This is a genomic window from Spirosoma spitsbergense DSM 19989 (assembly GCF_000374085.1).
Classification (GTDB): domain Bacteria; phylum Bacteroidota; class Bacteroidia; order Cytophagales; family Spirosomataceae; genus Spirosoma; species Spirosoma spitsbergense.
On the sequence record NZ_KB893602.1, the window covers coordinates 1 to 24,340 of the forward strand.

Genomic DNA, 24,340 nt, shown 5'->3' on the forward strand with positions numbered 1-24,340 from the left:
CTGGTCATCCATCAGGCGGGCCATGTTGGTAGCTGAAGTTTGGCCGAATGAACTGAGCAGATAGTCTGTATATAAATCAAGGTTCGTTTGCATTACCAAAGATAATTTGTCCACTTAACCACTTTGCGTAACTTCAGTTTTAACTAATAAGCAAGACAAATATCCGTAAGTATTTCTTATTATTTCTATTCGACTCACGATCATTTTACCTGGCTGATTATGAAGACAACGCTTACCATAGGCTCGCACGATTTTTATCTGCTTCGCAATCCGTTGTGCTCTATTGACGAACTGCTGGCATTCAATGATGCCATCAACGCCGGCGACCGGAAAACCTTTGAGGAAACGCTACGCAGCCGGTTTACGAGTCCGCTGTTCAGAGAAGCCATTTATGTGGCCTCCCCCGACCTGTACCGGGAATTCGATAAATGGTTGAATCAGGATAATACGGCTGGTAAGGATAGTGAGCAACTTTTGCTAACCCTCTACAAATACTACCACCGGATGGGTAGCCGCTGTACTCCCTACGGCCTGTTTGCGGGTTGTTCGGCAGGTAAGCTGACTCCTAAACCTACCGCCATATATTTCGATGAGTCGGCTAAGTACCGGAAGCATTCCCGGCTGGATATGAACTACGTGGCCGAACTGGCCGAATCTATTTGTCAGGACCCCGCCGTAAAAGCGCAGCTACGCTATTTTCCCAATACGAGTTTGTACCGCCTGGGCGACAAACTGCGCTACGTTGAATTTCGACTGAAAAATAAACACCGCTCCTATTTCCTGTCGTCGCTCAGTAATACGGATTACCTCGATTCGGTACTGACGGCCGCGAAACAAGGGGCCTACCGGCAGGAGTTAGCCCAAACCCTCGTTTCTGACGAGATTTCTATCGACGAAGCACTCACGTTTATTGACGATATAATTGCCAGTCAGGTACTGGTTAGTGAACTGGAACCAACGGTTACCGGCCCCGAATTTTATGATGTGCTGCTGCATAAACTCGAACAGATCGAGACCAGTAAGGAGACCGCCCAAAAACTTCGGGAAATAAAAGAACTATTGCAGGATCAGCAGGATGACCCGACCAAGTACCGTAATCTGACTACCCTGATCAATACCAGTTTTGTGCATACCAACGCGAAGGATCTGATTCAAACGGATTTATTTTTCAACACGACTCAAAACCAGTTGAATGAATCTGTAACCCAGACCCTGACGCAGGATCTCGATAAGCTCTTCATCCTGAGCCGCCGGAATACGAACAGCAACCTCGACACGTTTAAAAAGCGATTCTACGACCGCTATGAAGAGCAGGAAGTACCGCTTTTGCTGGTACTGGATGCCGAATCAGGCATTGGTTACGGCGACGTAGCGGGCAGCCGGGCCGATCACCTGCCGCTCATCGATGATCTGGTGCTACCGGCAGGGGATAAAAAATCGACCGTGGCCTGGGATAAGGCCGATAAATTTAAGTTTGATGCCTACAAAAAGGTCATTGCGCATGGACAGCAACACCTTACCCTAACCGACGCAGACCTGAACATTTTGGGATCACCTGCCGAAAAACGCCAGATTCCCGACAGCTTTTTCGTGTTCGGTACGTTGCTGGCCAATTCGGCGGAGGCATTGGATCAGGGTACGTTTCAGTTTAATCTGTCTGCCTGTAGTGGCCCTTCGGCTGTTAATCTGCTGGGCCGGTTTTGCCACGGCAGTGAGTCGCTTACCAGCCAGGTAAAGGAATGCATTACCTACGAAGAGCAGCATAATCCCGATGCCATCTACGCCGAAGTGGTGCATCTGCCCGAAGCCCGGATTGGTAATATTCTGATGCGTCCATCCCTGCGGCAATACGAAATTCCGTATTTAGGAACGGCTTCGGTCGATGCCGACCATGTTATTCCGCTCGACGATCTGATGGTATCCGTTCCTTATGGCTCCCGGATTGTACTGCGCTCAAAAAAACACAACAAAGAAGTGATTCCCCGCCTTACATCGGCGCACAACTACGGTAAAGGCGTTATGGTGTATAAGTTTTTGTGCGATTTACAGAGCTACGGGCTTCACAGTAGCATTTTCTGGGAATGGGGCGTGCTGGGCGACCAGCCTTTTTTACCCCGCGTAACCTATAAACACGTGATCCTGAGCCGGGCACAGTGGCGTTTTAGCCTGGACGAACTGCCCGAACTGAACGACAAAAATAAACATACGGATAGTACCGTTGTGTTCAATACCCTCCGCCAGGACCGGAAAATGCCCCGGTATGTAACGCTGGTGGAAGCAGACAATGAATTGCTGATCGACCTGGAGAGTCAGTATGCCTGCCGGATCCTGCGGGACAAGCTACGAAAACGGCGTAAAATCGTGCTGGCCGAATTTCTGGGAATGCCCGAAAATTGCTTCGTCAGCGATGGGGGTGGTCGCTACACCAATGAGGTGGTTATTCCATTCAGGAAGTTCCATTCGGATACGGTCCAGACAGTGTTGAAGACAGTGCAGCCGACTCCGATACGCCGAACCTTTGCCCCCGGCAGTGAGTGGTTGTACCTAAAACTGTATGCGGGTACCAAAACAGCCGAACGGTTGCTCACCTCCGCCATCAAACCCCTGACAGAGCAATTGCTGGCCGACGATGTGATCGACAAATGGTTTTTTATTCGCTATCGGGATACGGACGAGCACCTGCGCCTGCGCTTCCACAACGGAACCGACCGCAACTTTTTCAAAAAAGCCCTCGAAGCAACGCACAATAGCCTGCACGATTATCTGACCGAGGGGCTGATCTACAAAATACAGACCGATACGTATCGGCGTGAAGTCGAACGCTACGGGGTGGGTACCGTTGCCCTGGCCGAAGATCTGTTTTTCAACGACAGCGTGGCCATTGTCAATGTTCTCGACATGCTCGATGGCGATGCCGGGGAGCGCTATCGCTGGTTATTGGCACTACGGGGTATCCATGCGCTCATGGACGATTTCCAGTACGACCTACCGGAAAAACACCGGATAATCACCCAGATGCGGGATAATTTTTTCCGTGAATTTGGCGGAGGAACACCACTGATGGTTCAGTTGAACGATAAGTACCGGGCCGTTTCCAGAGAGATTCAGCAGTTCATGAATCCTGCAAACGACCAGGCTAACGACATTGCCGAAGCCGTAGCCATGTTTGAGACACGCTCGCAGCAAAACGAACGAATTATCCGGGATATTTTCGCCGTTCAGCAACACTACGCCGATGCCCTGCAACCCGATGACCTGCTGCCGAGCTATATCCACATGTTTGTGAACCGGATGTTTATTTCTAATCAGCGGGCGCACGAACTGGTGATTTATCACTACCTGAGCAAATATTACGAATCGCTTGTAGCCCGCAGCAAAGCGCCTACTCCCCGGCAGGTAGTACCTGCCGTAAACGCCTGATAATCATGCCTGCCCAACCCGAAATAAGAAGCGAAGAAATTCAGGATATTATGCACCGTACACCGGCCTGGTTAACCCGGTGGGGCATTACGGTACTACTCCTGATTCTGGCCGGCGTCCTGACCGGAGCTTCCTACATTGCCTATCCCGATACCGTTTCGGCTAACCTGATGATCGACTTTCAGGAAAAGCCCGTTACGATAATTGCCCCTGCCTCTACCACCATCCGGCAAACCCTGATTCATGACCGTTCATCTGTCCGGAAAAACAGCACCCTACTGGTATGCTCTAACGGTGATAGGGTACGGGCACCCATTACCGGCATGGCTCATCTGATGATGCAGCCCAACACCCGAAAGACCATAATGGCGGGGGAAACGCTGGCCATCATTGTTCCGGCAACGAATCAATACCGGGTCCGGGGGCAATTGCCCGTAGAGGGGTCGGGTAAAGTTGAGGTGGGACAGCGGGCCATCATCCAGTTGGACGCTTATCCGCACCAGGAATTTGGCTCCCTATTGGGTACGGTGGAAACCATATCGCCTATTGAAGAAAACGGGTATTACGCTGTTCAATTCTCGCTGCAACGGGGGCTGGTGACCCAGAAAGGCAGGCAGATCGGGAGTCATACGCATCTACGGGGGAAAGCCAGTATTCTGACCAGTGAACGCAGTTTATTAAGCCGCATTTTTGAAATCATATAACCTGAACAGGATGACTAACTACTCAATTTCACTGAAACGCCTGAGCTTCCTGACGGGGTTACTCGTCCTTCCCCTGGTAGCCCGGAGTCAGGAGGGCCTTGTTTACCAGACGCCACCTGCCGAAATGTTGGATCTGTTACTGGCCCCGCCTACGCCTAACATCAATCTGTCCCCAAAAAATGATTACCTGCTCCTGCTGGAACGGGCTGCTCTACCGACGATTGAGGAACTGGCAGAGCCGGAACTTAAGCTGGGGGGGCTTCGTATCAATCCTGCCAATAATGGGCAAAGCCGGGTGGGTAGTTACGTGAAACTAACCCTGAAACGGGCTAATACACTGGAACAGATACCCGTTCGGGCCTTCCCGGCGGGTCGCTTCACCGATTTGCGCTGGTCGCCAGATGGAACGAAGTTTGCCTTCGTCTTACTCAAATCCGATCAGATCGAACTATGGATGGTGGATGTCACTCAGCAGCAGGCCCGCCGATTGATCGGTTCGGTAAACGACATCATTTCGGGCGAACCCTATCAATGGGCACCCGATAGCCGTTCGGTTGTGGTTAAAGTGGTCGACAACCAGCGTAAAACACCACCACAGCCGTTACCGGTGCCACATGGACCAACGATACAGGAAAGCCTGGGCAAAAAAGCTGCCGCCCGGACGTACCAGGATTTGCTCAAAAATCCGTACGATGAGGCTTTGTTTACGTATTATTTGTCGTCCCGGCTGGTGCGTGTAACCCTAACGGGGGAGAGCCAGCCCGTATTACCCGCCAGTGTACTGACCAGTTTTGGCTTCTCACCCAATGGTCAGTATTTATTGGCCGTCCGGTTGCGAAAGCCGTATTCATACCTGACAACCTACAGTAACTTTCCGAAAGACATCGATGTGATCAGTCCGGCAGGTCGGCTTGTCAAACGACTGGCGTCGGTACCGCTTATGGAAACTGTACCACTGGGTTTCGATGCCGTCAGGCCGGGGATGCGTTCGATAAGCTGGCGGTCCGATGTACCGGCCACCTTAGTCTATGCCGAAGCGCAGGACGGGGGGGATCCGGCAAAAAAAGTAACCATTCGGGATCGGGTTTATGTACTTTCGGCCCCGTTCACAACCCCAAAATTGCTGACCAGCTTAACCGGGCGTTATCAATGGATGAGTTGGGGGCACGACAGTCTGGCCCTCCTGGCCGAAGGCTGGTGGAAAACACGTAACCAGAAAATGTGGCTCCTTAATCCTGCCGATACGAGTGCCGGGGACCGATTACTGTTTGACATGGACACCGAAGACCAGTACAAAGACCCCGGTTATCCCATTGTGGCCTATAATAAGGCAGGACGCGAAGTGTTATTAACTACCCCCGACAAACAATGGCTTTATTTCGTGGGCGATGGTGCTTCGCCAACGGGTAAGCATCCGTTTGTCAATCGGGTAAACATAGTCACCCACGAACAGCGTGAACTGTGGCGCTCGCAGGACCCGTACTACGAACGGCCGGTCGATGTGCTGGATGCGTCGGCCAACCAGATACTCATCCGGCGTGAATCGGTTAGTGACCCGGCCAATTACGTTATTCGCGATCTGGTCCGGCAAACGGAAAAACCGCTTACTACCTTTCCGCATCCCTATCCGGCACTGAAAGAAATTAAGAAGGAAGTGTTAACCTATGAGCGGAAGGATGGCGTTAAACTACGGGCTAAGGTTTATTTGCCGGTGGGTTACTCCCCCGATAAAGGCCGGTTGCCGGTGCTGATCTGGGCTTACCCGCGTGAGTACAAGAATGCCGATGCGGCTGGTCAGGTAAAAGATTCTCCGTATCAGTTTACCCGGCTCAGCTGGTCCGGTCCGCTTTACTGGCTGACGCAGGGCTACGCCGTTGTAGATGACCCCGACCTGCCGATCATTGGCCAGGGCGATGCACTACCAAATGATACGTACGTCGAGCAGTTGACCGCCGGGGCCGAAGCACTGGTTGATGCGTTAGTCAACCAGAACATTGCCGATCGGAATAGAATTGCCATTGGCGGACATTCATACGGGGCTTTTATGACGGCTAATCTGCTGGCTCATACTACTTTATTTGCAGCTGGTATTGCCCGTAGTGGTGCCTATAACCGCACGCTGACCCCGTTTGGTTTCCAGGCCGAAGAACGAACAATCTGGAATGCGCCCGATGTGTACAGCCGGATGTCGCCCTTCATGTATGCCGACAAGATTAAAACGCCCCTACTCATCATGCACGGCGAAGCAGACAATAATTCGGGGACGTTTCCGCTGCAAAGTGAGCGGTTATACAATGCCATCAAAGGCAATGGGGGCACGGTTCGTTACGTGCAGCTACCGTTGGAGAGCCACGGTTACTCGGCCAAAGAGTCTATCCTGCACACCTTGTGGGAAATGAATACCTGGCTGGACAAATACGTTAAAAATGCACCTGCCGGAGTGGAAACGTCCATGAAAAAGACGGAATGATCAACTCCTCCTGTCAGGCAAAGAAATTCCTGATGAAGAGATAAGAGTCATCATCACTGACAACTAAAAAAAGACCCTGAATTTCAGGGTCTTTTTTTAGTATCTGTGTATTCGGGGTTAATTTTTGCCCATACGGGCCGTCTCTAACCCTGTATTCACTTCAGGTTAATAATTTTTATCGGGACCTAAATTTGTATACCGGCTATTGCCCGTTCCACGGCCCGGGCGTTCGCTCGTATTCCCCGTTTTGTTTGGGCTACTGCTATGTCCATCACGCCGGCCGGGCGCAGATCTGTCCTGACTGGCGGGACGGCTTTGCGAAGTGGCGCGGGGTTGCTCCCGATTGCCCGGCGTTTCGGTCCGGCGGTTGTTATTATTGTCATCCCTGCGAAACGATCCCTGGTTTGATGAACCGTTAGAACGACCACCACCCTGCCTGCCTGCGTTTCGGCCCTGTCCCTGCCGTTGCGGGGGAGCGGGCGTTACTTTAGTTGTGTCGAAATCAGGGGGGAACGGATGGTTTTCAATGATTGGCACCCGCTTGCCAATCAGTTTATGGATGTCGCGCAGGTATTCCGTTTCTTCTTCGTCGCAAAACGAGAGCGCAATGCCATCGTGCCCCGCCCGGCCCGTCCGGCCAATGCGGTGTACGTACGTTTCAGGAATGTTGGGCAGTTCGTAATTGATTACATGCGAGAGTTCATCTACATCGATACCACGAGCGGCAATATCCGTTGCGACGAGTACCCGCGTTTCACGGCTCTTAAAGTTCGAGAGCGCACGCTGACGGGCATTCTGCGATTTGTTGCCGTGAATGGCTTCGGCACCAATACCCGCCTTCAGCAGGTCTTTAACCACTTTATCCGCTCCGTGCTTGGTCCGGGCAAAAACCAGGGCCGATTTGATTTTCTGGTCTTCCAGAATATGAACCAGTAGTTTACGCTTGTCGTCGCGGCCCACAAAATACAGGGCCTGCGTAATCGTATCGGCCGTTGAAGAAACCGGAGTTACTTCAACTTTGGCTGGATTACGTAAAATGGTGTCGGCCAGTTTTGCTACGTCGGGGGGCATTGTAGCCGAGAAAAACAGCGACTGTCGGCGTTCGGGTAATTTAGCGATGACTTTCTTGACATCGTGGATAAAACCCATATCGAGCATCCGGTCGGCCTCATCGAGCACAAAGAACTGCACATCCCGCAAGGATATAAAGCCCTGGTTCATCAGGTCGAGTAGCCGACCGGGTGTGGCAATGAGCACGTCGATACCCGCCTTGAGTGAATTTACCTGCGCGTGCTGCGAAACACCGCCGAAAATAACCGTATGCCGCAGTTTGAGGTGCCTGCCATAAGCCGCAAAACTTTCGGCAATCTGGATGGCTAATTCACGCGTTGGGGTCATTACCAGCGTTTTGATGCGCCGGGGAGCGTTAGGGTTTTTGCTACGTTCTTCATCGAGCAGTTGCAGAATAGGAATAGCAAACGCGGCTGTTTTACCCGTGCCGGTCTGGGCGCACCCCAGCAAATCCCGGCGATTCAATAAAGTCGGTATGGCTTGTTCCTGGATGGGAGTGGGGGTGGTGTATCCTTCTTCGGCGAGTGCCTTCAGGATCGGATCAATTAATGATAAGTCGGAAAATTGCATGTGTTGGCTGGACGTCGGTACGTAATGGAATAGGGGAAAGTGTTCGGTCCAGCATCCAACGTCTTTGTAAAGTTATATGGTCATAACTGTATCAGGGCAAATAAAGTGCCATTTATTAGTGGAGTACAATTCGTGTAAAAAAATGGGGACGATCCTGATTGAATAGAATCACCCCCATTTTCCTGGATTTAGTCCGGACTTATTCGTAAATACTACCGGCGGCTTTTTCAACTAACCCCTTGGGTAATAGCCACGCCATGAACTTGCCAGCCTTGTTTAAGAAACCCGTTACCACTTCGGCCTTACCCGCCAGCGTTGCTTCTACGGCTTGCCGGGCTACTGCTTCGGGCGTCATATTTACTTTTTTGGCGGCATTCCGTCCTTTCTCCCCGATCTGCGCCCGGTCAACAAAATTGGTGTCCGTAGAACCGGGGCATACGCAGGTAACGGATACCGGTGATCCTTTCAATTCCTGGTGCAAACCCCGGCTAAACTGAAGAACAAACGACTTGGAGGCCGAATACAAACTGAGTAACGGTATGGCCTGGTAAGCAGCCGAACTGCCGATATTAAGAATATACGCTTTTGACCCGCCTGGATGGGCCCCGCCTGGACTGGCTTGTTGCCGAAGCTGGGGAAGGAAAAGATAAGTCAACTCAACCAGAGCCGTCATGTTGACCCGCATCATGTCGGTATGCTCTTCTAAGGCGTGTTTCTCAAAAGAACCACTCAATCCGTACCCCGCATTATTCACCAGCATCTGAACCGCATACTTTTTGTTCGTACACCAGTCATATACCTGCCGGGCCGCTCCGGTTTCGGCCAGGTCGATGGCCAGAAAATCCGTCTGGATGCCATACTCCGTCGCCAGTTGATGGGCGGTCTGCTCAAGTGTTGGCGCTGAACGGGCCACCAGCAACAGGTTGAACTTTCGGCGGGCCAGTTCGCGGGCAATGGCCAGGCCAATACCCCGGCTGGCTCCCGTAATGAGGGCGTAGGCCATAGAGTGACTACGTTGTAAATCGATACGTGGCTGGCACATCTGTTGATTATGTGTCAGCCACGTATCGATTTATGACGTTATTAAATATTTACTTTCGAGATGAAACGGTGGTAGAAGGGCGTCTTGCTATTCTCGCTTTTGGGCATGTATTTACCCGTTACAACGGGTACGTACATAACGCGCCGACGGCTGGCTTCTCCAACATGGGGTGATTGCTGTGCCCGGTGCCACAACCGACCGTCGTGTACCGACAAATCGCCCGCGTTGATGTCGAAGCCAATTTCATGCTTGTCGGGGTCATTGTCTACGAAGTATTTTTTACGGAACAGCATCTTAATGATACCCTGCTTGTGTGTACCCGGAATTACCCGCAATCCACCATTCTCGTAGGGGGTAGGATTGAGGTGAATGCCGACGTTGAGCATCGGCATAATGCGCTGCCCCAGAAAAATATCGCGGGGGCTATCGGTATGCCAGCCCATCTGGGAAAATTTACTGTTGGGCGTGCGAACGTAATGGTTGAGAATAAGGCCGTCTTTTTCAATTTCGGCAATACGACCCTCGTACGGCTGGAGCAGGTCAACAACGGCCTGTAGGCGGGGGTCTTGCAAAAATTCGTGAAGGGCAGTACTATGCTGAGACAGGAAGCACATGCGCTGAATCATGGGATTGCCGTTATCATCCTGACCAAATTTCAGCGGAATGCCATTTACTTTATCACGCCCTTCGGCCAGCCACTCTTTTTCAATGCGTTCAACCTCACTGATAAAAAGTTTTACCGTTTGAGGCTCGATGAAATTACGGAACACGATAACGCCGTTTTTGTTGAAAAACTGGCGTTGTTCCGGGGTAATCGTTTCGCCCAGTTTAAAGGGCGGCAAGTCTAATTTGCTCATATCGGTGATATACAATGCGGAGGATCCGTAGTTGACGCCTACCGGCTATTGCGCTTTGTTTAATGGGCGCAAGTTTGATCGGTTCAATAAAAGCCCAAATCTACGAAATTTACAATTTTAGGATTACTTTGCTGAAATATTATTAATGCGACTTTAATTAACGGCTATTCAGGTTACAGTGTCCTATTTTCTTGATAAAAGGTTCTTTTTTCTGTTGATCAGCCAATTAGCTGGTGCATACGGCACCCTACTAGCACAGACAGACAGTGTTTCGATGGTGCATCAGACCGTGCAACCGACGTTCGTAAAAACCCGAAATACGCTAATTTTACCCTTAATCGCCCGATCCATCGAAACCGACTGGTCAATAGGGGTAGCGGGGTCATTTACGTTTCGCTTTAATCGTCAGGACACCCTCACCCGGACCTCTAACACACAGGTCCTGGCTTTATACTCCCTGCGGAAACAATTTATTGCCGCCATCAATGGAACGACCTACTTGCCGGGTGAACGATATATCCTCAATCATCAACTATCCTATAGTTACTTTCCGGATAAATTCTGGGGTCTGGGTAAAGAGGCTCCGCTTAAGTATGAAGAATCCTACCTGTTCAAGCAGTATTATGTTTACCTGCATTTTCAGCGTAAACTTCAGAGTCGCTTCTTTGCGGGGGTACTGTACGAATACCAGCGATTGCTAACCGTCGATTACCAACCCGGTGGCCTTTTTGATCAACTGGCGGTCCAGGGACGCTATCCCTACCATATTTCAGGCGCTGGATTGAGCCTGACCTACGATTCCCGAAATAATGCCTTTTCGCCCGACCGGGGGGGATTTTTCCAGGTCTATTTCAATCATTTTTCACCTGCTTTCGGTTCCGATTTCCAGTACACTAATTACGTGGTCGATTATCGGCGATTTATTAACATCTACCGGGAACAGGTGCTGGCCATACAGGGCTACGGTTTTTTTAACGCCGGTGATGCGCCGTTGCGGAGCCTGGCCAGTTTTGGTGGTTCCAATAGTATGCGCGGGTTTTATGATGGCCGATACCGCAGTAAAAATCAGGTTGTATTGCAGGCCGAATACCGGGTTCCCCTTTTCTGGCGGATCGGGGCCGTTGGCTTCGCTGGAGTTGGGAACGTAGGCAACCGGGTCAGCGAGTTGAATTTCGAAGAATTGAAATACTCGTATGGAGGAGGTATCCGCCTGGCACTGAACAGAAAGGAGCGGTTAAATCTGCGGATCGATTATGGCTGGGGGCTTGGTGAGAATGTGTCGAACGGGCTGTATTTTCAGTTGGGAGAAGCATTTTAAGGCTCTTTCACCGCGTTCCAGCCACTCAGGGCCAGCCACTTCCCCAGCCGGTAGAGTGGGTACGTGAATATAAAAGCACCTAATACATCGATGGTATAATGCACGTGCTGCACCAGCAGCAGGCTACCCACCAACAACGAACCGATGAACGCGAACAGCCGATCCCGCTGCTGGCGCAGGCATAAAAATATCAGGAACAGGGTGGACGTGTGGCCCGAATAAAACAGGTCTTTCGTGATGTACGCCTCTCCATAAAAGGCATTGGTAATCGGGTCGACCATTGGAAGCAGACCAACGGGCGGATTGAGCGGGAATAGATTGATACTCAACATCCGCGACAGGCTGATGATTACGTAGCTATAAACGAACATCATAAAAATGGCCGGATTTCGCCGGGCACGGATGAGCAGGAGTAAGGCAGCCGCCCAGATAACCCCGAAAATTAGTAGTGATACGTCCGTTGGTGGGAGTTTCCCAAGGAGCCAGTCATTTAAAACAGGGCCGCTATGTTGCTCAATGGTGTAAAAGAAATACGGGAAAGTGGCCAGCAAGGCCAGCGCACTGACTACGCCAATGATGAACTTTCGGCGAAAAACGGGTGATTGCCAGGCGGTCTGCCAGGCTAGATCACCAATTGGGTCAGGGATTAAAATGGACATGTAAAACGGTAAAAGGCCGCAAATCTACGAAGCAGACAGGTATTACAAAACTTCTATCCTAAACGAACACATCTGATGATGAATGGTTGATCGACTTTTCGTTATTCCTGGTTTGCTTTTCATCACTCTCCAGTCTGGATTTGCCTTCCGATATGCTACAGGTTGAGTCTGGCTGTCTTGTTTTTGGTGCCATTTTCAGGTGTAGCTATATAATTGATGGAGTAGCGAATTTTCAGACACGATGTAGGAAAGCTACCGGGGGATTTAGTTTATTCGGCTACCTGTTCTTTTTATACGCCTGAAACGCACACTGCATACGGGTTTCTGGGTGGATAACATCATTCAATATAGCGTCTTGGCGGCTCACCCACAGGTCGTGATCAAGTTTGGTTTTTCGTCAATAGCCAGCAGCAGGAACGCTGGCTATTGACGGCCATTTGTGGGCGTATCCCCGGCAGGCTTCACCAACTGACCACTAAGCTTGTCATCTGGCATCACAATCTCGAATGCATCAACCCCTTTTGAATCGGTACTCAATAATCGTTTGGGTAAGTATACGATGTGGTATGATCAGTATTTTTCCCGACAGGGTAAAGGTTACGCAACCGGAAATGGAGTTGAATCATTCCGGTTCTTTCCAACTAGGAGCTGCGTAGTTCCAAACGTATGTAACTGATCATCATAAAAATAATCTGAAAAAATACACTTGTTAGGTTGGCCTGTTTTAGCCCATCAAAAAAAAATGCCTGTCCCCTGTTACCAACACCTTATCAGCAGGCATTTACGACAGGATACACAATATGTCCAACGAATCTAGCCAAATGTATCAACCAGTAAAACCATGATTACGCGAATGAAAAGACTAATTTACCCACTTACTATCCTGACAGGTTTGCTTGTCTTGCTTGTCACACAGCCGTTGCTGGCTCAAAAAAGTAATCAGAAAGGCAAAGAATCAGCGATAACGCTGGAGCAGGTAGCTGAAAAATGCAAAGGTCAACCACTCGACAAGCGATTGACTATTAAAGTGGTGCGCTTCAATGTGTCGAATAGCCGGGCGCAGGAACAGGGGGAGTTTGGTGGCGAACTGGCTACTATGCTCACCAATGCGTTACAGAAAACAAACTGTTTTCGGGTATTGGAAACGGATGGGAACATGGGGGACATTACGGGCGACGGGCTTGATGCCCAGTTGGTCGTAACGGGTGAGGTAACTGAGTTCAGCGAGAAGAATACCACCATCATCGGTATTCAGAAAAGCAAGGTTAATATTGGATTCATACTCAAGGTGTTGAACCCCCAAACGAGCGATATTCTATTTTCCGAGTCTGTCAATGGAGAGAGTATCTCATCGGGTTTTTCGTCGGGCGTTTTTACCACCACCAAACTCAGTGGAGCCGTGGCCAATGCCAGTGAGCAGGCCATTATCAAGGCGACCGAAATTCTGGCCGACCAGAAAGACCGCATCGAAGCGCCGGTTCTGCAACCCGTCAAGAAATTTAATGCCAGTAACTGCGCGTTGCTTAAAAATGGGAAAGGTCCCAAAATAATGATTCTGATTCCTGAAACACAAACCACGGGCGGTGTTGTACTGGATCGAAAACTCACCCGGAAGGAAATGGAAGCGAAAGAGCGTCAGGAAAATCGGGAGATGTTTAAGTTTGTAGTGGGCGCACTAAGTAAAAAAGGGAATCAACAGGCCAACGATGATAAAGCCACTAAAAAAACGGTGGCGGTTGAGCAGGCTACCGCCGAAGGGGTACTTATTAACAAATTTATTGAGGCCGGCTTCCGGATTGTCGACCCGTCGGTTTATAACAAACTACGCGAGCAAAACGCGGATCAGGCTGATGACAAGGCTAAAATGGCTGCCCTGGGGCTAAAATTAGGCGCCGATATTATTATCACCGGTATTGCCAACAGTGAGCAGGTAGCCAGCAAGCAGGAAGGGAATTTCTCATTTCGGGGCCGGGTTGAACTACGCGCTCTGGCCACCGAAGATGCCACCATTTTAGCCTCGCACAGTGAAAATGCCTCGGCCGATGACCGGGCCGAATCGATCTCTGCCCAGAAGTCGCTGCGGAGTGCCAGTATCAAAATGGCTAATTACATGCTTGAGCAACTCTGTGCCCGCAACATGACCTTTGCCAGTACAAGCGCAGCTCCTGCCCGGTCTTCCGCAGTTTCTTCGTCTGCTCCGGGGTCTAACCAGACCGAATTTGTTATCTCGAACACTAATTTCAACAAGCTCAAACTGATTACGGATTTACTAACCAAAAATCCGAAAGTAAAGGCTGTTCAGAAGGTATCGCTGAAGGGTACTGAGGGCGTATTGCGCGTTGATCATCTGGGTAATGCCGATGATTTGATCGACATACTGGGCAAAAGTCCGGCTGCCAAGTTCGATGTGACCGGTATGGAAGAGGGTAAAGTAAACCTGACCATGAATTAACGGCCCGCTCTATAAACTATTCACATCATTTTTTTACTGGCAATGAACTATATCCTGCACCCCCTATGGCTCCTTAGCCGCGTCCTGTTTGGTACTGACCCGACAGGATACCAGACGCCAACTGCTGATCAGACAATCTGTAGCCGTCTCCACAAACTGGATTCGGATGCTCAGAACCGTTTGCTGATAAAATCAATTCTTCTGGGCTGGCTTCTGCTGGTCGGTGGCCTGTCTCTGGCTCAAACTACCCGTACCGATGTTATACAGAAGATAGACGGTAATATCATTCGGGGTAAGGTTAATAAATTGACCGATTCGGGCATTGTATACACCGGAACGTCACTTCCCAAAACGCAGAAAATAATTCCCCGTCGTCAGGTATGGAAGATTGTATTTGGCGATGGCAGAACGGAAATTATCACGCCCAGGGCTGTTCAAAGGGTGGCTACTGATAAGCTGGTGCTGACCGACAAGACGGTGGTGGTGGGTAAAGTAACCCGTCGTGATGAGGTTAAGCTGTACTACACAAGACCAAACGATCCCGCCAACACGCAGCGGGAACTCTTGCTGAGCCAACTCGACCGGATTCAGTATGCCGATGGCCGGGAAGAAATAATCCCCAAACCGGCGGTTGCCAGCGCGCCCGCCACACCGGTCGCTAACGCTGCCCAACCGGTAGAAACGGCCGCTTCCGGTAATGCCCAGTCGAAACTTGTTTCTACTGAAAGCTATTCTGCTCCCTCCGTACCGGTAGCTACTAAAAATGCCGGGGGATTTGCCCGGGTTCACGTGACGATAGGGCCGGAGCTTGCCTATTATCCAGAATTGATCAATAAAGACAACGCCTGGTTAAATGACTCCACGGGATTTGGGATGAAACAGAACATCGGGATTAGTGTACGGTTTGACTACCGAGTCTTCCGGCGTTTGGCCGCATCCGTTACGGCTGGCTACTATGGCTGGGAACTGGTTCGCAGGTACACCCGTGATGGTGTTTCGGAATACAGCGAAACGAAAACACTCACCCAGATTCCGGTTCAATTAGGGCTCAAAATTTACCCCTCCGGTAATTTTTACCTACTGCCCGAAGGGGGTGTAACGATACTTTCTTCATCCCTGAAAACGTCGGATACCCACCCCACGCCCGATAATGAGTCGATCCAGTCAACGCCCATTACGTACGGCGTAAGCGTAGGCTATGAAATGGATGTTAAATCCCTGCTACTGGATTTGAGTGCTCGCTATCAGCTTATGAACGTAAATAACTTACGGTATACCAATTTCAACCAGGTCTTGAACGAGAAAGTAAGCATTGCCAGTATCCGGCTGGGTATTGGTTTTAAGAGTTTTAAAAAATAAACTGGCCATACCAATGAAAAAATTAACGTTGTTTCGGTTTACCCTACTCCTGTTTATTGGCTTATTTCTAGTGGTTAGCAGCTGCCGCCGGGAAGTAGAGGTCCCTTTGCCCAGTGTACCCAAGATTGATGGTAAACCCTCCGCTGCTTCGTTGGGTGGCGTAGCTACCGGACAGGTTGGGACTGATAAAATAGAGTTTCGGGTGGACTTATACGTTGTGGACCGGAGCGGCAGATACGTGCAGGGCCTGAAACCCGCCGACTTTACGATTACCGCCACCAGTCCGTCCAGCTACACCTATGCGCTTACGAAACTAGAGGTAGTTGGCCAGACCGCGAAGGCAGGTGGCTATTCTGCTCTGTTGCTGATGGATCAGTCGGGAAGTATCATTACAACCGATCCTAGAGATCTGCGGATTGATGCCGGTAAAATTTTTCTTGATTATCTGGGGGCAAACGATCAGGTTGCGCTGGCTAGTTTCACGGATAGTTACACCAATTCGGTAATACTGCATCAGGGGTTTTCGCGCAATAAAGATGTAATGAAAAAGACGCTAGACTCGCTGTCGAAGACGGAGGGAGGAGGTACCCCGCTTTATTACAGTTCCGTCCAGATGACGGATTATACGGCCCAGAATGCAAAGACAAACAACAAAGCGATAATAATTTTTACCGACGGTCAGAACGATACATACAGGGCAACATCGCTGAATGAAGCAATTGCAAGCGCTAAAGCAAAGAATACCCCTTTGTACACCGTCGGACTCAGTAACGGCGTTAACGTTCAGGTACTCTCGCAGTTGGCCAACGAGACGGGGGGGGCATTCTTTTATGCCAAAAATGCCGAACAACTGGTAACGTCGTTCGGAACGCTGGGGAATCTGCTGCGTGGAGCAGCCCAGTTGTACCGCAGTACGTGGGTAGCAACCCGGCGAACCGGCAAATGGGCATCGGGTAACATCATTGCCGAAACGATCAAGGTTGCTATTCCCAATGGCGACATTATCGAAGCTCCTTTTTACATACGAATTCCGTAGCATCTGGCTAGCGGCAATACTTTACCATATGAGTGATTGGATTACCGGTTAACTACTCTTGCAATCCGCCCAACTTACTTTATCTACCCTTAGCCAAAAAGTATTGCAGCGGGTAGATAAAGTAAGTTGGGCTTCAAAATCTTCAGAACAGCCGTTTGTATAAACGGTGAAAAGGGATTACGACCTCACACCATGAGCAACCGCCAGATGCCCGAAATCAGGAGCAGAATCAGTCCGGCAGGGGTGAGGACTTTCCAGCACAGGTGCATCATCTGATCCACCCGAATACGGGGGAAGGTCCACCGTACCCACATTTGCAGGAGTACCGCAAAGAATACTTTCGAGAGGAGCCAGAACCCACCGGTCAGGTGTCCCCATACCGTGCCGGGTTCTCCGCTCGTCCAGTCGGCGAGCCGGACGGGGCCTATGTTAGGCAGGGGTGTGTTCCAGCTGCCCAGAAACAGGACCGCACCCAGGAAGGATACCAGCAGCATCATGGCGTACTCGGACAGGTAAAGCAACGCAAACCGCATCCCGGAATACTCCGTGTGGAAGCCCCCCACAATTTCCGATTCGCCTTCGGGCAGGTCAAAGGGGGCGCGGTTACTTTCGGCCAGCGTGCAGATGAAGAAGATAACGTAGGCAACCAGCAGAAACGGATTACGGAGGATGTTCCAGGAGAAAATGCCCCCCCAGCCCGTAACGTCGACCCCCAGTGCTTTCAGCCCGAAGAGGTAGTTGGTTTCGTGGGTGTAGATACCCTGCTGGAAACTAAGTGTTTGTAGGTTGAGGGTCTGGCAAATCATCACGACGCAGAGAATTGTCAATCCAAGTGGGATTTCGTAGGAAATGATCTGCGCGACGGACCGCATAGCCCCAAACAGGGAGTACTTGTTATTCGATCCCCAGCCTGCCATCAGGATACCAACCACATCGAAGGAAACAATGGCCAGCAGATAAAAGACCCCGACAGCTGCGCCCGACCCCTGCAGAGTGGGGGTGAGGGGCATCACGGCAAAACCCGCGAAGACCGACGCGAAAATGAGGGTAGGGGCCAGCAGAAAAAGGGTTCGGTCGGCAGCGGTAGGTACGATATCTTCTTTCTGGAGCAGTTTTAGTAAATCGGCGAAGAGTTGCAGCAACCCCCATTTCCCCGTTTCCATCGGCCCCAGCCTGTCCTGCATAAACGCCGATACCTTGCGCTCGGTGTACACCCCAACGACCACGAAGCCGGAGGCCATTGCCAGGAAGATGGGGACTGCTAGCATAAAGTTGTCATTCTTGGTCATTGATTGTCATTTGTTGTCAATGGTTTTTGCGTAGAAAGACAAGTAAATGACTCGCAGCAAATGACAACAAATGACTAAAATTCTGCCTGCTTCGGTGCTCTTGGGAAGGGGATGACATCGCGGATGTTTCCCATACCTGTTACGAACAGCACCAGTCGTTCGAAACCAAGACCAAATCCCGCGTGCGGGGCCGACCCAAACCGGCGCGTATCCAGATACCACCAGAGTGCTTCCGGGTCAATGCCTACCTCCTGCATCCGGGTCGTTAGTTTGTCCAGGTCATCTTCCCGCTGGGAGCCGCCGATTATTTCGCCGATGCCGGGGAACAGCACGTCCATCGCCCGTACGGTCTGACCAAACGTTTCGCCCCGCTCGTTGGTGGCCGGTGCGTCGTCCTGCTTCATGTAGAACGCCTTGATATCGCGGGGGTAGTTAGTCAGGATAACGGGTTTTTTGAAATGCTTCTCGACCAGATACCGCTCGTGCTCCGACTGCAGATCAACGCCCCAGCTTACCTCGTACTGAAACTGCTTTTTCTTTGCCGGCTTTGAATTTGCCAGAATATCGATGGCGTCGGTATAGGTGAGCCGGACAAACTCGTTGCTGATGACAAACTGAAGCTTTTCGAGCAAACTCAGGTCGCTCTGCTCTTCTTTCTTTTTCGACTTCTCTTCCTCTTTCAGGCGGTTGTCTAAAAAAGTCAGGTCGTCTTCGCAGTGTTGCAGGGCGTAGCGGATAACGGTTTTAACGAAATCTTCGGCCAGATTCATGTTATCTTCCAGCTCGTAAAAAGCCATTTCTGGCTCAATCATCCAGAACTCGGCCAGGTGGCGGGTGGTGTTGGAATTCTCCGCCCGGAAGGTTGGCCCGAAGGTGTACACCTTTCCCAGTGCCAGCGCCCCTAATTCACCTTCCAGTTGTCCGGACACGGTCAGGTTGGTTTCCCGGCCAAAAAAATCCTGGCTGTAGTCCACTTTTCCTTCTTCGGTGAGTGGTGGTTTAGTCGCGCTTAGGGTGGTGACGCGGAACATCTCGCCCGCCCCTTCGGCATCAGAAGCCGTGATGATGGGTGTGTGCAGGTAGTAAAAACCGTTGTCGTTGAAGTACTTATGCACGGCAAAGGCCAGCGCGTGCCGGATGCGCAGAATAGCACTGAACGTGTTGGTACGCGGCCGCAGGTGAGCAATCTCGCGCAGAAACTCCAGCGAGTGCCGTTTGGGTTGCAGCGGGTACTTGTCCGGGTCGGCGGGGCCGTAAATATGAACGCTTTCCAGTTTAATTTCAACGGATTGCCCCGCTCCCTGCGACTCGACCAACTGGCCCGTAATGGCCACGCAGGCCCCCGTGGTGATAAGTTTCAGGGTTTCTTCAGGCAGCAGGCCTGCTTCGGCCGGGCCGCGTTCGGCAACGGCCTGAATGGTATTGATGGTCGACCCATCATTGAGCGCAATAAACGTAGCGTTTTTACTTTCTCGCTTGGTGCGGACCCAGCCCTTCACGGTTACGGTGGTGCCCACCGGACTGGTTTTTAATAACTGTTGAATGGATTGATAACTCATACTAAAACGACGGCCAGCGAATGATTACGGCGCAAAAGTACGGATTGTCGATTGAAACGCCCACAGACAATTTTAATCGATAAAACCACGGCATACCAATTGACGTTCTATTTTTGTGCCAATTAAAGTAGGTTTACGGTTTATGGTATCCGGTTTGTAGCTTGAGGTGTTGTCAACGTAAACCAAAAATCGTAAACCAAAAACGCTTCCTATGTCGCTTACGTTATACATTGTCCGCCACGCCAAAGCCGAAGACCGGGGGGCGTTTATGGTTGACCACGACCGGCAACTCACATCCGATGGCATCATGGCAGCCGCCCGCATGGGTCGTTATCTGCATCAGCAGGCTATCAGTCCTGATCGTATTATAAGCAGTACGGCACCTCGTGCCAAAGACACGGCCCGGATGATAGCCGAACAGCTGGGGTTTGACCCGGAGCAGATTCAACTGGACGAACGACTATTCGACGGAGGACCAAAGGCGTATCTGGCGGCCATCAACGCACTTTCTGGTGAAACGAAAACGGCTATGGTGGTAGGGCATAACCCCGATGTGTCGTACCTTGCCGAGTACCTGACGCACCAGAACATTGGTTCAATGAGTAAGGGAGAGGTGGTTGCTGTAACGTTCGACAACCTCACCTGGGCTGAGGTATCAGGCCGGACCGGCAGCGTTGCGTTTCAGATAGGGCCAAAAAAAATCAATGAACAGTAATCGGTTAGTAATGAAACAGACAGTTTTTACTGTTCAGATAATTGATAACCCTTCATCGATAACTGATAACTGAACCATGAATCGTAACCGTCGCATTTTTATTGTCGTTTTTATCGTTTTCACCACTATCGTTGCCCTGTTTGCTATCGACATGGCCAGCCGGACTACGGCACCCTGGAACAGACGTCGGGAACTGGAGCGGGCATTGCCCGTACAAAAAGATGGAACAGCGGTTGATACAGCCGCTACCGATACCTTACTGATACCCTAACCACCATGCTCCAGCTAACGGCTGTTCATCATATTGCCATCATTGTGTCAGACTACGAAACGTCCAAACGCTTCTACACCGAAACGCTGGGGTTTTCTGTATTGGGCGAATACTACCGGGCCGAACGAAACTCGTATAAGCTTGATCTGGCCCTGAATGGTCAGTACCTCATTGAGTTGTTCTCCTTCCCAGATCCACCCGCCCGCCCATCGCGACCCGAAGCCCTGGGGCTGCGGCATCTCGCCTTCGCTGTTCCTGACCTCGATGCCGCCATCAATCACCTGAACCAGCAGGGTGTACTGACTGAACCCGTCCGCACCGATGAACACACCGGACGGCGATTCACCTTCTTCGCCGACCCCGACGGACTACCCCTTGAGTTGTACGAAAGCTGATAAGTGGCCATTTGCTCCGCGTCATTGATGGTCATTGGCTCCGCGTCATTAGTACTTCTAGCGTTGCAGGCAACAACCCAATTACCATAAAATGACCATCAATGACTACAAATGACCACTTAATGACCTAATGATGAGGAAATGACCCGCACCAGCGCATCTACGTCTTCGGGTTCGTTGTATACGTGCGGGGCGATGCGCATGGCCCGCGACCGGACCGATACGGATACGTTTTCGGCCAGCAGAGCTTGTTGTACAGCCATTGGGTCGGCGTGCTCGGGGAGCCAAAGGCCAATCAGGTGATGACTGCGGCCCCGGCTACCGTTTTCCGGTTCGAGCGAACAGCCCAGACTTTCCAGGACCGGCCAGGCATCGGCCATCAGGGCTTTTGTGTAGTCCTGAATACGGGCTGGCTGCCACTCGATAAGCTGCGTCAGGGCGGCTTCGAGCATGGGCATCTGCATAAAATGCGAATGTTCGCCCACGTTATACCGGTACGCTTTGGGCCGGTAGACAGGCTGGTAATCCATCAGCCGGTGAAACTGATTGCTGTCGAGCCGGTTCATCCAGCCCTCTTCCAGCGGAATACCATCGTCGAAAGCCGGACCAAAATAAGCCAGCCCCAGCGAGTAGGGACCCATCAGCCATTTGTAGCCCGCGCAAATGACAGCATCGGGCTGAATAGCATCCAGGTCGAATGGTAGCGCACCAATGGCCTGGGTTCCGTCGATAGCCAGCCATGCACCCACCTCCCGCGCCCGCCGACCGATTTCTTCCAGGTCGAACCGGATGCCGTACATCCAGTGAACGGGCGGGACAACCACCAGCGCCGTGTCGGGACCAATGGCATCCAGCAGGCGTTCGTTCCACAGAGCACCCTTCGGAAATACATCGGGCATGGGAACGGTTACGATGTGTAACCCCAATTCGGTGCAGACCCGGTCCCAGGCGTATACATCACTCGGGAATTCATCCCCAACGAGTACTATTTTCTGCCCCGCCCGAATGCCTGGCTTGCCGGACAAGTTTCGTGCCACCACCGCCATTCCATACGAAACAGATGGAATTATGGCAATACGCTCCGGGTCGGGCGTTCGAATGGCCGCACCACCGGCGCTCCGGTTGTTGATGAGTTGCGAGAATAATGACCGGACCTGAAGGGCACCACTGAAAAAATCATCGGGACGCAAACCGAAGGGGTTGGTATCCCGGCGAACGGCTTCGTATCCGGCCTGTTCCGCCTTTTTACTCAGGGGAGAACGGGTTGCACAGTTCAGGTAATGAACGGTTGAGGGCAACGTAAATTTATCCTTTTGTGTACTTATTGGAGGATTTTTTGTATTCATATAGGTAACTAAGGGCTGATTTGTTTATTCTGGCACGGGCTTTGTAGTTAATAATTCGTGAACGTAAATACAGTCACTTTATGAATACCCTGTTGGGCATTGGGTCCCGAATCCGGCATGATGCGTTTGGCGATGGCGTTGTTATCAACCTGAAAGCCAGTGGCTATACCATTACGTTTATCGAAACGGGGGTGAAGATACTGAAATTCGACGCACCCCTGACTATCCTCGAAGCCCTGGAACCCGATAGCGATCTGGTTAGCCTGTTCGATGTTGAGCAGTCGCTGACCCGCATCCTGCAACGGTGGGTCGACCAAACGGAACTGGTGCCGCTGGGCGATAAATGGAAAGGTGGGAAATTGATACTCAAACCCGGCCGGGCCGATTTATCGACGAAGGAAATGCCTATCGATGCGTTCTTTCATAAAATAGTGATGGTACGCGACCGGTTGCGGGTGCTCGAACAGCGCATAAATGCCAGCCCGCTCGACGATGAAGAGAAGATCAATATTCAGCAATATATCACCCGGATTTACGGGAGTCTGACCTCGTTCAACCTGCTGTTTAAGAACCAGCAGCAACAGTTTGCTGGCGAGAAAACTATGGCCGACGTCTGATAGATGTTACAGCCTGGATTAGAGATAAGAGGTATGCATTGTTTTATTTAGTTTTGGGTTAGTTAGATCGTGGCTCCCCGCTGTCGTTTCGACGGCGGGGACTTTTTTTATCTGAACCAAGATTTTAAGCGGATTTAAATGATTTTCCTGATTATCAATTAATCCATATCAATTCCCTGTCATATATATCAACAGCCTGTAAATCATTTAAATCCTCTTAAAATCCTGTCAGGTCGCCGGTGCGGTTCAGGCTTCTCGGATGATAGTCCCGTAGTGTCTGCTGCAGGTAATCGCGGTCGAGGTGGGTGTAAATTTCTGTTGTCGTAATGGATTCGTGGCCAAGCATCTGCTGAATGGCCCGCAGGTCGGCACCACCCTCAATGAGGTGGGTAGCAAAGGAATGCCGGAACGTGTGCGGGCTGATTGTTTTGTTGATGCCTACCTCGGCTGCCAGTTTTTTAATCGTTGTAAAGACCGATATTCGGGAGAGCTGTTTGCCGCGCAGGTTGAGGAAAATACTGTCTTCATCTCCTTTCTGAACAGCCAGTTTACTGCGAACGTGTTCAACGTAGATTCGGGTGTAGTGCATAGCATCCTCGCCAATAGGCACCAGCCGAACCTTATCGCCCTTACCCAGCACCCGGATAAACCCCTCCTTGAAAAAACAGTTGGTCAGGCGCAGATTCAACAGTTCGGATACCCGCAGCCCCGAACTGTACAGCACTTCCAGCATAGCCCGGTCGCGGGTGCCGCCGGGCGTGGAGAGGTCAATAGCCGCGAGGATATCCTCAATTTCGGGAAAACTAAGCGTGTCGGGGAGTTTACGGCCCAGTTTAGGCCCTTCCAGCAACTGCGTTGGATCATGCTGAATCAGGTTTTCGAGCATCAGGTACTTGAAAAACGACTTCAGCCCCGATAGGATTCGGGCCTGACTGTGCGCCGAAAGACCCAACTCGCCCAGGTACATCAGAAAATTCATCAGTTCTTTTTCCGTCACCTGCATCGGGTTTAGGGCAGGGTCGGTTAGCAGGATGAACTGATACAGTTTTTCGGCATCGTGCAGGTAGGCTTCCACTGAATTTTCGGCCAGTGACCGCTCCAGCTTAAGGTAGTTCTTAAAGGCGTTTATATAACTTTGCCACATGGGAGTTCGGCTTATGGGTTGTCGAGTACGATTGCGCGGTACGGTC

General features: G+C 51.0%; 19 protein-coding genes. 11 read left to right on the top strand and 8 right to left on the bottom strand.

From position 1 onward, the window contains the following. Positions 1-219 precede the first annotated feature (219 nt). Genes B157_RS0130545 through B157_RS36340 form a run of 3 tightly spaced genes read left to right on the top strand, consistent with a single transcriptional unit; the run spans position 220 to position 6,594 of the window. Positions 220-3,420, top strand: coding sequence for a lantibiotic dehydratase (locus tag B157_RS0130545; protein ID WP_020607100.1), 3,201 nt, complete (start codon positions 220-222; stop codon positions 3,418-3,420). Positions 3,421-3,425: 5 nt separating this feature from the next. Further along, positions 3,426-4,124: a putative HlyD family type I secretion protein gene (locus B157_RS0130550; protein WP_020607101.1), complete on the top strand. Its 699-nt coding sequence runs from the start codon at positions 3,426-3,428 to the stop codon at positions 4,122-4,124. Positions 4,125-4,134: 10 nt separating this feature from the next. Then, entirely contained in the window at positions 4,135-6,594 is a 2,460-nt protein-coding gene (locus B157_RS36340) for a S9 family peptidase (RefSeq protein WP_020607102.1), read from the top strand. Positions 6,595-6,759: 165 nt separating this feature from the next. On the opposite strand, the gene B157_RS0130560 is transcribed toward B157_RS36340, so the two are convergent. The 3 genes from B157_RS0130560 to B157_RS0130570 form a co-directional block, all read right to left on the bottom strand. Further along, positions 6,760-8,235: a DEAD/DEAH box helicase gene (locus B157_RS0130560; protein ID WP_020607103.1), complete on the bottom strand. Its 1,476-nt coding sequence runs from the start codon at positions 8,233-8,235 to the stop codon at positions 6,760-6,762. A gap of 199 nt (positions 8,236-8,434) precedes the next feature. Continuing rightward, positions 8,435-9,238 (bottom strand): SDR family NAD(P)-dependent oxidoreductase, encoded by an 804-nt coding sequence (locus B157_RS0130565; protein WP_020607104.1) that lies wholly within the window; start codon positions 9,236-9,238, stop codon positions 8,435-8,437. Between the two features lie 80 nt (positions 9,239-9,318). Further along, complete coding sequence (locus tag B157_RS0130570) at positions 9,319-10,134, bottom strand: phytanoyl-CoA dioxygenase family protein (RefSeq protein ID WP_026309076.1); 816 nt, start codon at positions 10,132-10,134, stop codon at positions 9,319-9,321. Positions 10,135-10,312: 178 nt separating this feature from the next. On the opposite strand from B157_RS0130570, the gene B157_RS0130575 reads away from it, so the two are divergent. After that, the gene (locus tag B157_RS0130575; protein WP_245565362.1) at positions 10,313-11,452 is read left to right on the top strand and encodes a BamA/TamA family outer membrane protein; all 1,140 of its coding nucleotides are present in this window, start codon (positions 10,313-10,315) and stop codon (positions 11,450-11,452) included. On the opposite strand, the gene B157_RS0130580 is transcribed toward B157_RS0130575, so the two are convergent. Next, positions 11,449-12,111, bottom strand: coding sequence for a phosphatase PAP2-related protein (locus B157_RS0130580; RefSeq protein WP_020607107.1), 663 nt, complete (start codon positions 12,109-12,111; stop codon positions 11,449-11,451). The two genes, B157_RS0130575 and B157_RS0130580, sit on opposite strands and share 4 nt — an antisense overlap. A gap of 853 nt (positions 12,112-12,964) precedes the next feature. Between B157_RS0130580 and B157_RS0130585 the strand changes: the two genes are divergently transcribed. Genes B157_RS0130585 through B157_RS0130595 form a run of 3 tightly spaced genes read left to right on the top strand, consistent with a single transcriptional unit; the run spans position 12,965 to position 16,958 of the window. Continuing rightward, on the top strand, positions 12,965-14,563 hold the full coding sequence (locus tag B157_RS0130585; RefSeq protein WP_169521814.1) for a CsgG/HfaB family protein: 1,599 nt from the start codon (positions 12,965-12,967) through the stop codon (positions 14,561-14,563). Between the two features lie 42 nt (positions 14,564-14,605). After that, positions 14,606-15,922, top strand: coding sequence for a hypothetical protein (locus tag B157_RS0130590; protein ID WP_020607109.1), 1,317 nt, complete (start codon positions 14,606-14,608; stop codon positions 15,920-15,922). Between the two features lie 13 nt (positions 15,923-15,935). Continuing rightward, a complete protein-coding gene (locus tag B157_RS0130595; RefSeq protein WP_020607110.1) occupies positions 15,936-16,958 on the top strand; it encodes a vWA domain-containing protein in 1,023 nt (340 codons plus the stop codon). Between the two features lie 185 nt (positions 16,959-17,143). On the opposite strand, the gene B157_RS0130600 is transcribed toward B157_RS0130595, so the two are convergent. Together B157_RS0130600 and asnS are read right to left on the bottom strand one after the other, a co-directional pair. Continuing rightward, a complete protein-coding gene (locus B157_RS0130600) occupies positions 17,144-18,226 on the bottom strand; it encodes a complex I subunit 1/NuoH family protein (RefSeq protein WP_026309077.1) in 1,083 nt (360 codons plus the stop codon). A gap of 95 nt (positions 18,227-18,321) precedes the next feature. Beyond that, positions 18,322-19,806, bottom strand: a complete 1,485-nt coding sequence (gene asnS, locus B157_RS0130605; protein ID WP_020607112.1) for an asparagine--tRNA ligase — start codon at positions 19,804-19,806, stop codon at positions 18,322-18,324. A gap of 211 nt (positions 19,807-20,017) precedes the next feature. Between asnS and sixA the strand changes: the two genes are divergently transcribed. From sixA to gloA2, 3 genes are all read left to right on the top strand, one after another. Then, on the top strand, positions 20,018-20,521 hold the full coding sequence (gene sixA, locus B157_RS0130610) for a phosphohistidine phosphatase SixA (protein WP_020607113.1): 504 nt from the start codon (positions 20,018-20,020) through the stop codon (positions 20,519-20,521). A 76-nt stretch (positions 20,522-20,597) separates the two neighbouring features. After that, a complete protein-coding gene (locus B157_RS0130615; RefSeq protein ID WP_020607114.1) occupies positions 20,598-20,792 on the top strand; it encodes a hypothetical protein in 195 nt (64 codons plus the stop codon). Between the two features lie 5 nt (positions 20,793-20,797). Continuing rightward, positions 20,798-21,187 carry an SMU1112c/YaeR family gloxylase I-like metalloprotein gene (gene gloA2 / locus B157_RS0130620; protein ID WP_020607115.1) on the top strand — a complete coding sequence of 130 codons (390 nt, stop codon included), beginning with the start codon at positions 20,798-20,800 and terminating at the stop codon, positions 21,185-21,187. Between the two features lie 119 nt (positions 21,188-21,306). Here gloA2 and B157_RS0130625 read toward each other — a convergent pair whose 3' ends face one another. Next, complete coding sequence (locus tag B157_RS0130625) at positions 21,307-22,533, bottom strand: aminotransferase class V-fold PLP-dependent enzyme (RefSeq protein ID WP_020607116.1); 1,227 nt, start codon at positions 22,531-22,533, stop codon at positions 21,307-21,309. 80 nt (positions 22,534-22,613) lie between these two features. On the opposite strand from B157_RS0130625, the gene B157_RS0130630 reads away from it, so the two are divergent. Continuing rightward, on the top strand, positions 22,614-23,150 hold the full coding sequence (locus tag B157_RS0130630) for a hypothetical protein (protein WP_020607117.1): 537 nt from the start codon (positions 22,614-22,616) through the stop codon (positions 23,148-23,150). Positions 23,151-23,367: 217 nt separating this feature from the next. Here B157_RS0130630 and xerD read toward each other — a convergent pair whose 3' ends face one another. After that, positions 23,368-24,294: a site-specific tyrosine recombinase XerD gene (gene xerD, locus B157_RS0130635; protein ID WP_020607118.1), complete on the bottom strand. Its 927-nt coding sequence runs from the start codon at positions 24,292-24,294 to the stop codon at positions 23,368-23,370. Between the last annotated feature and the right edge of the window lie 46 nt (positions 24,295-24,340).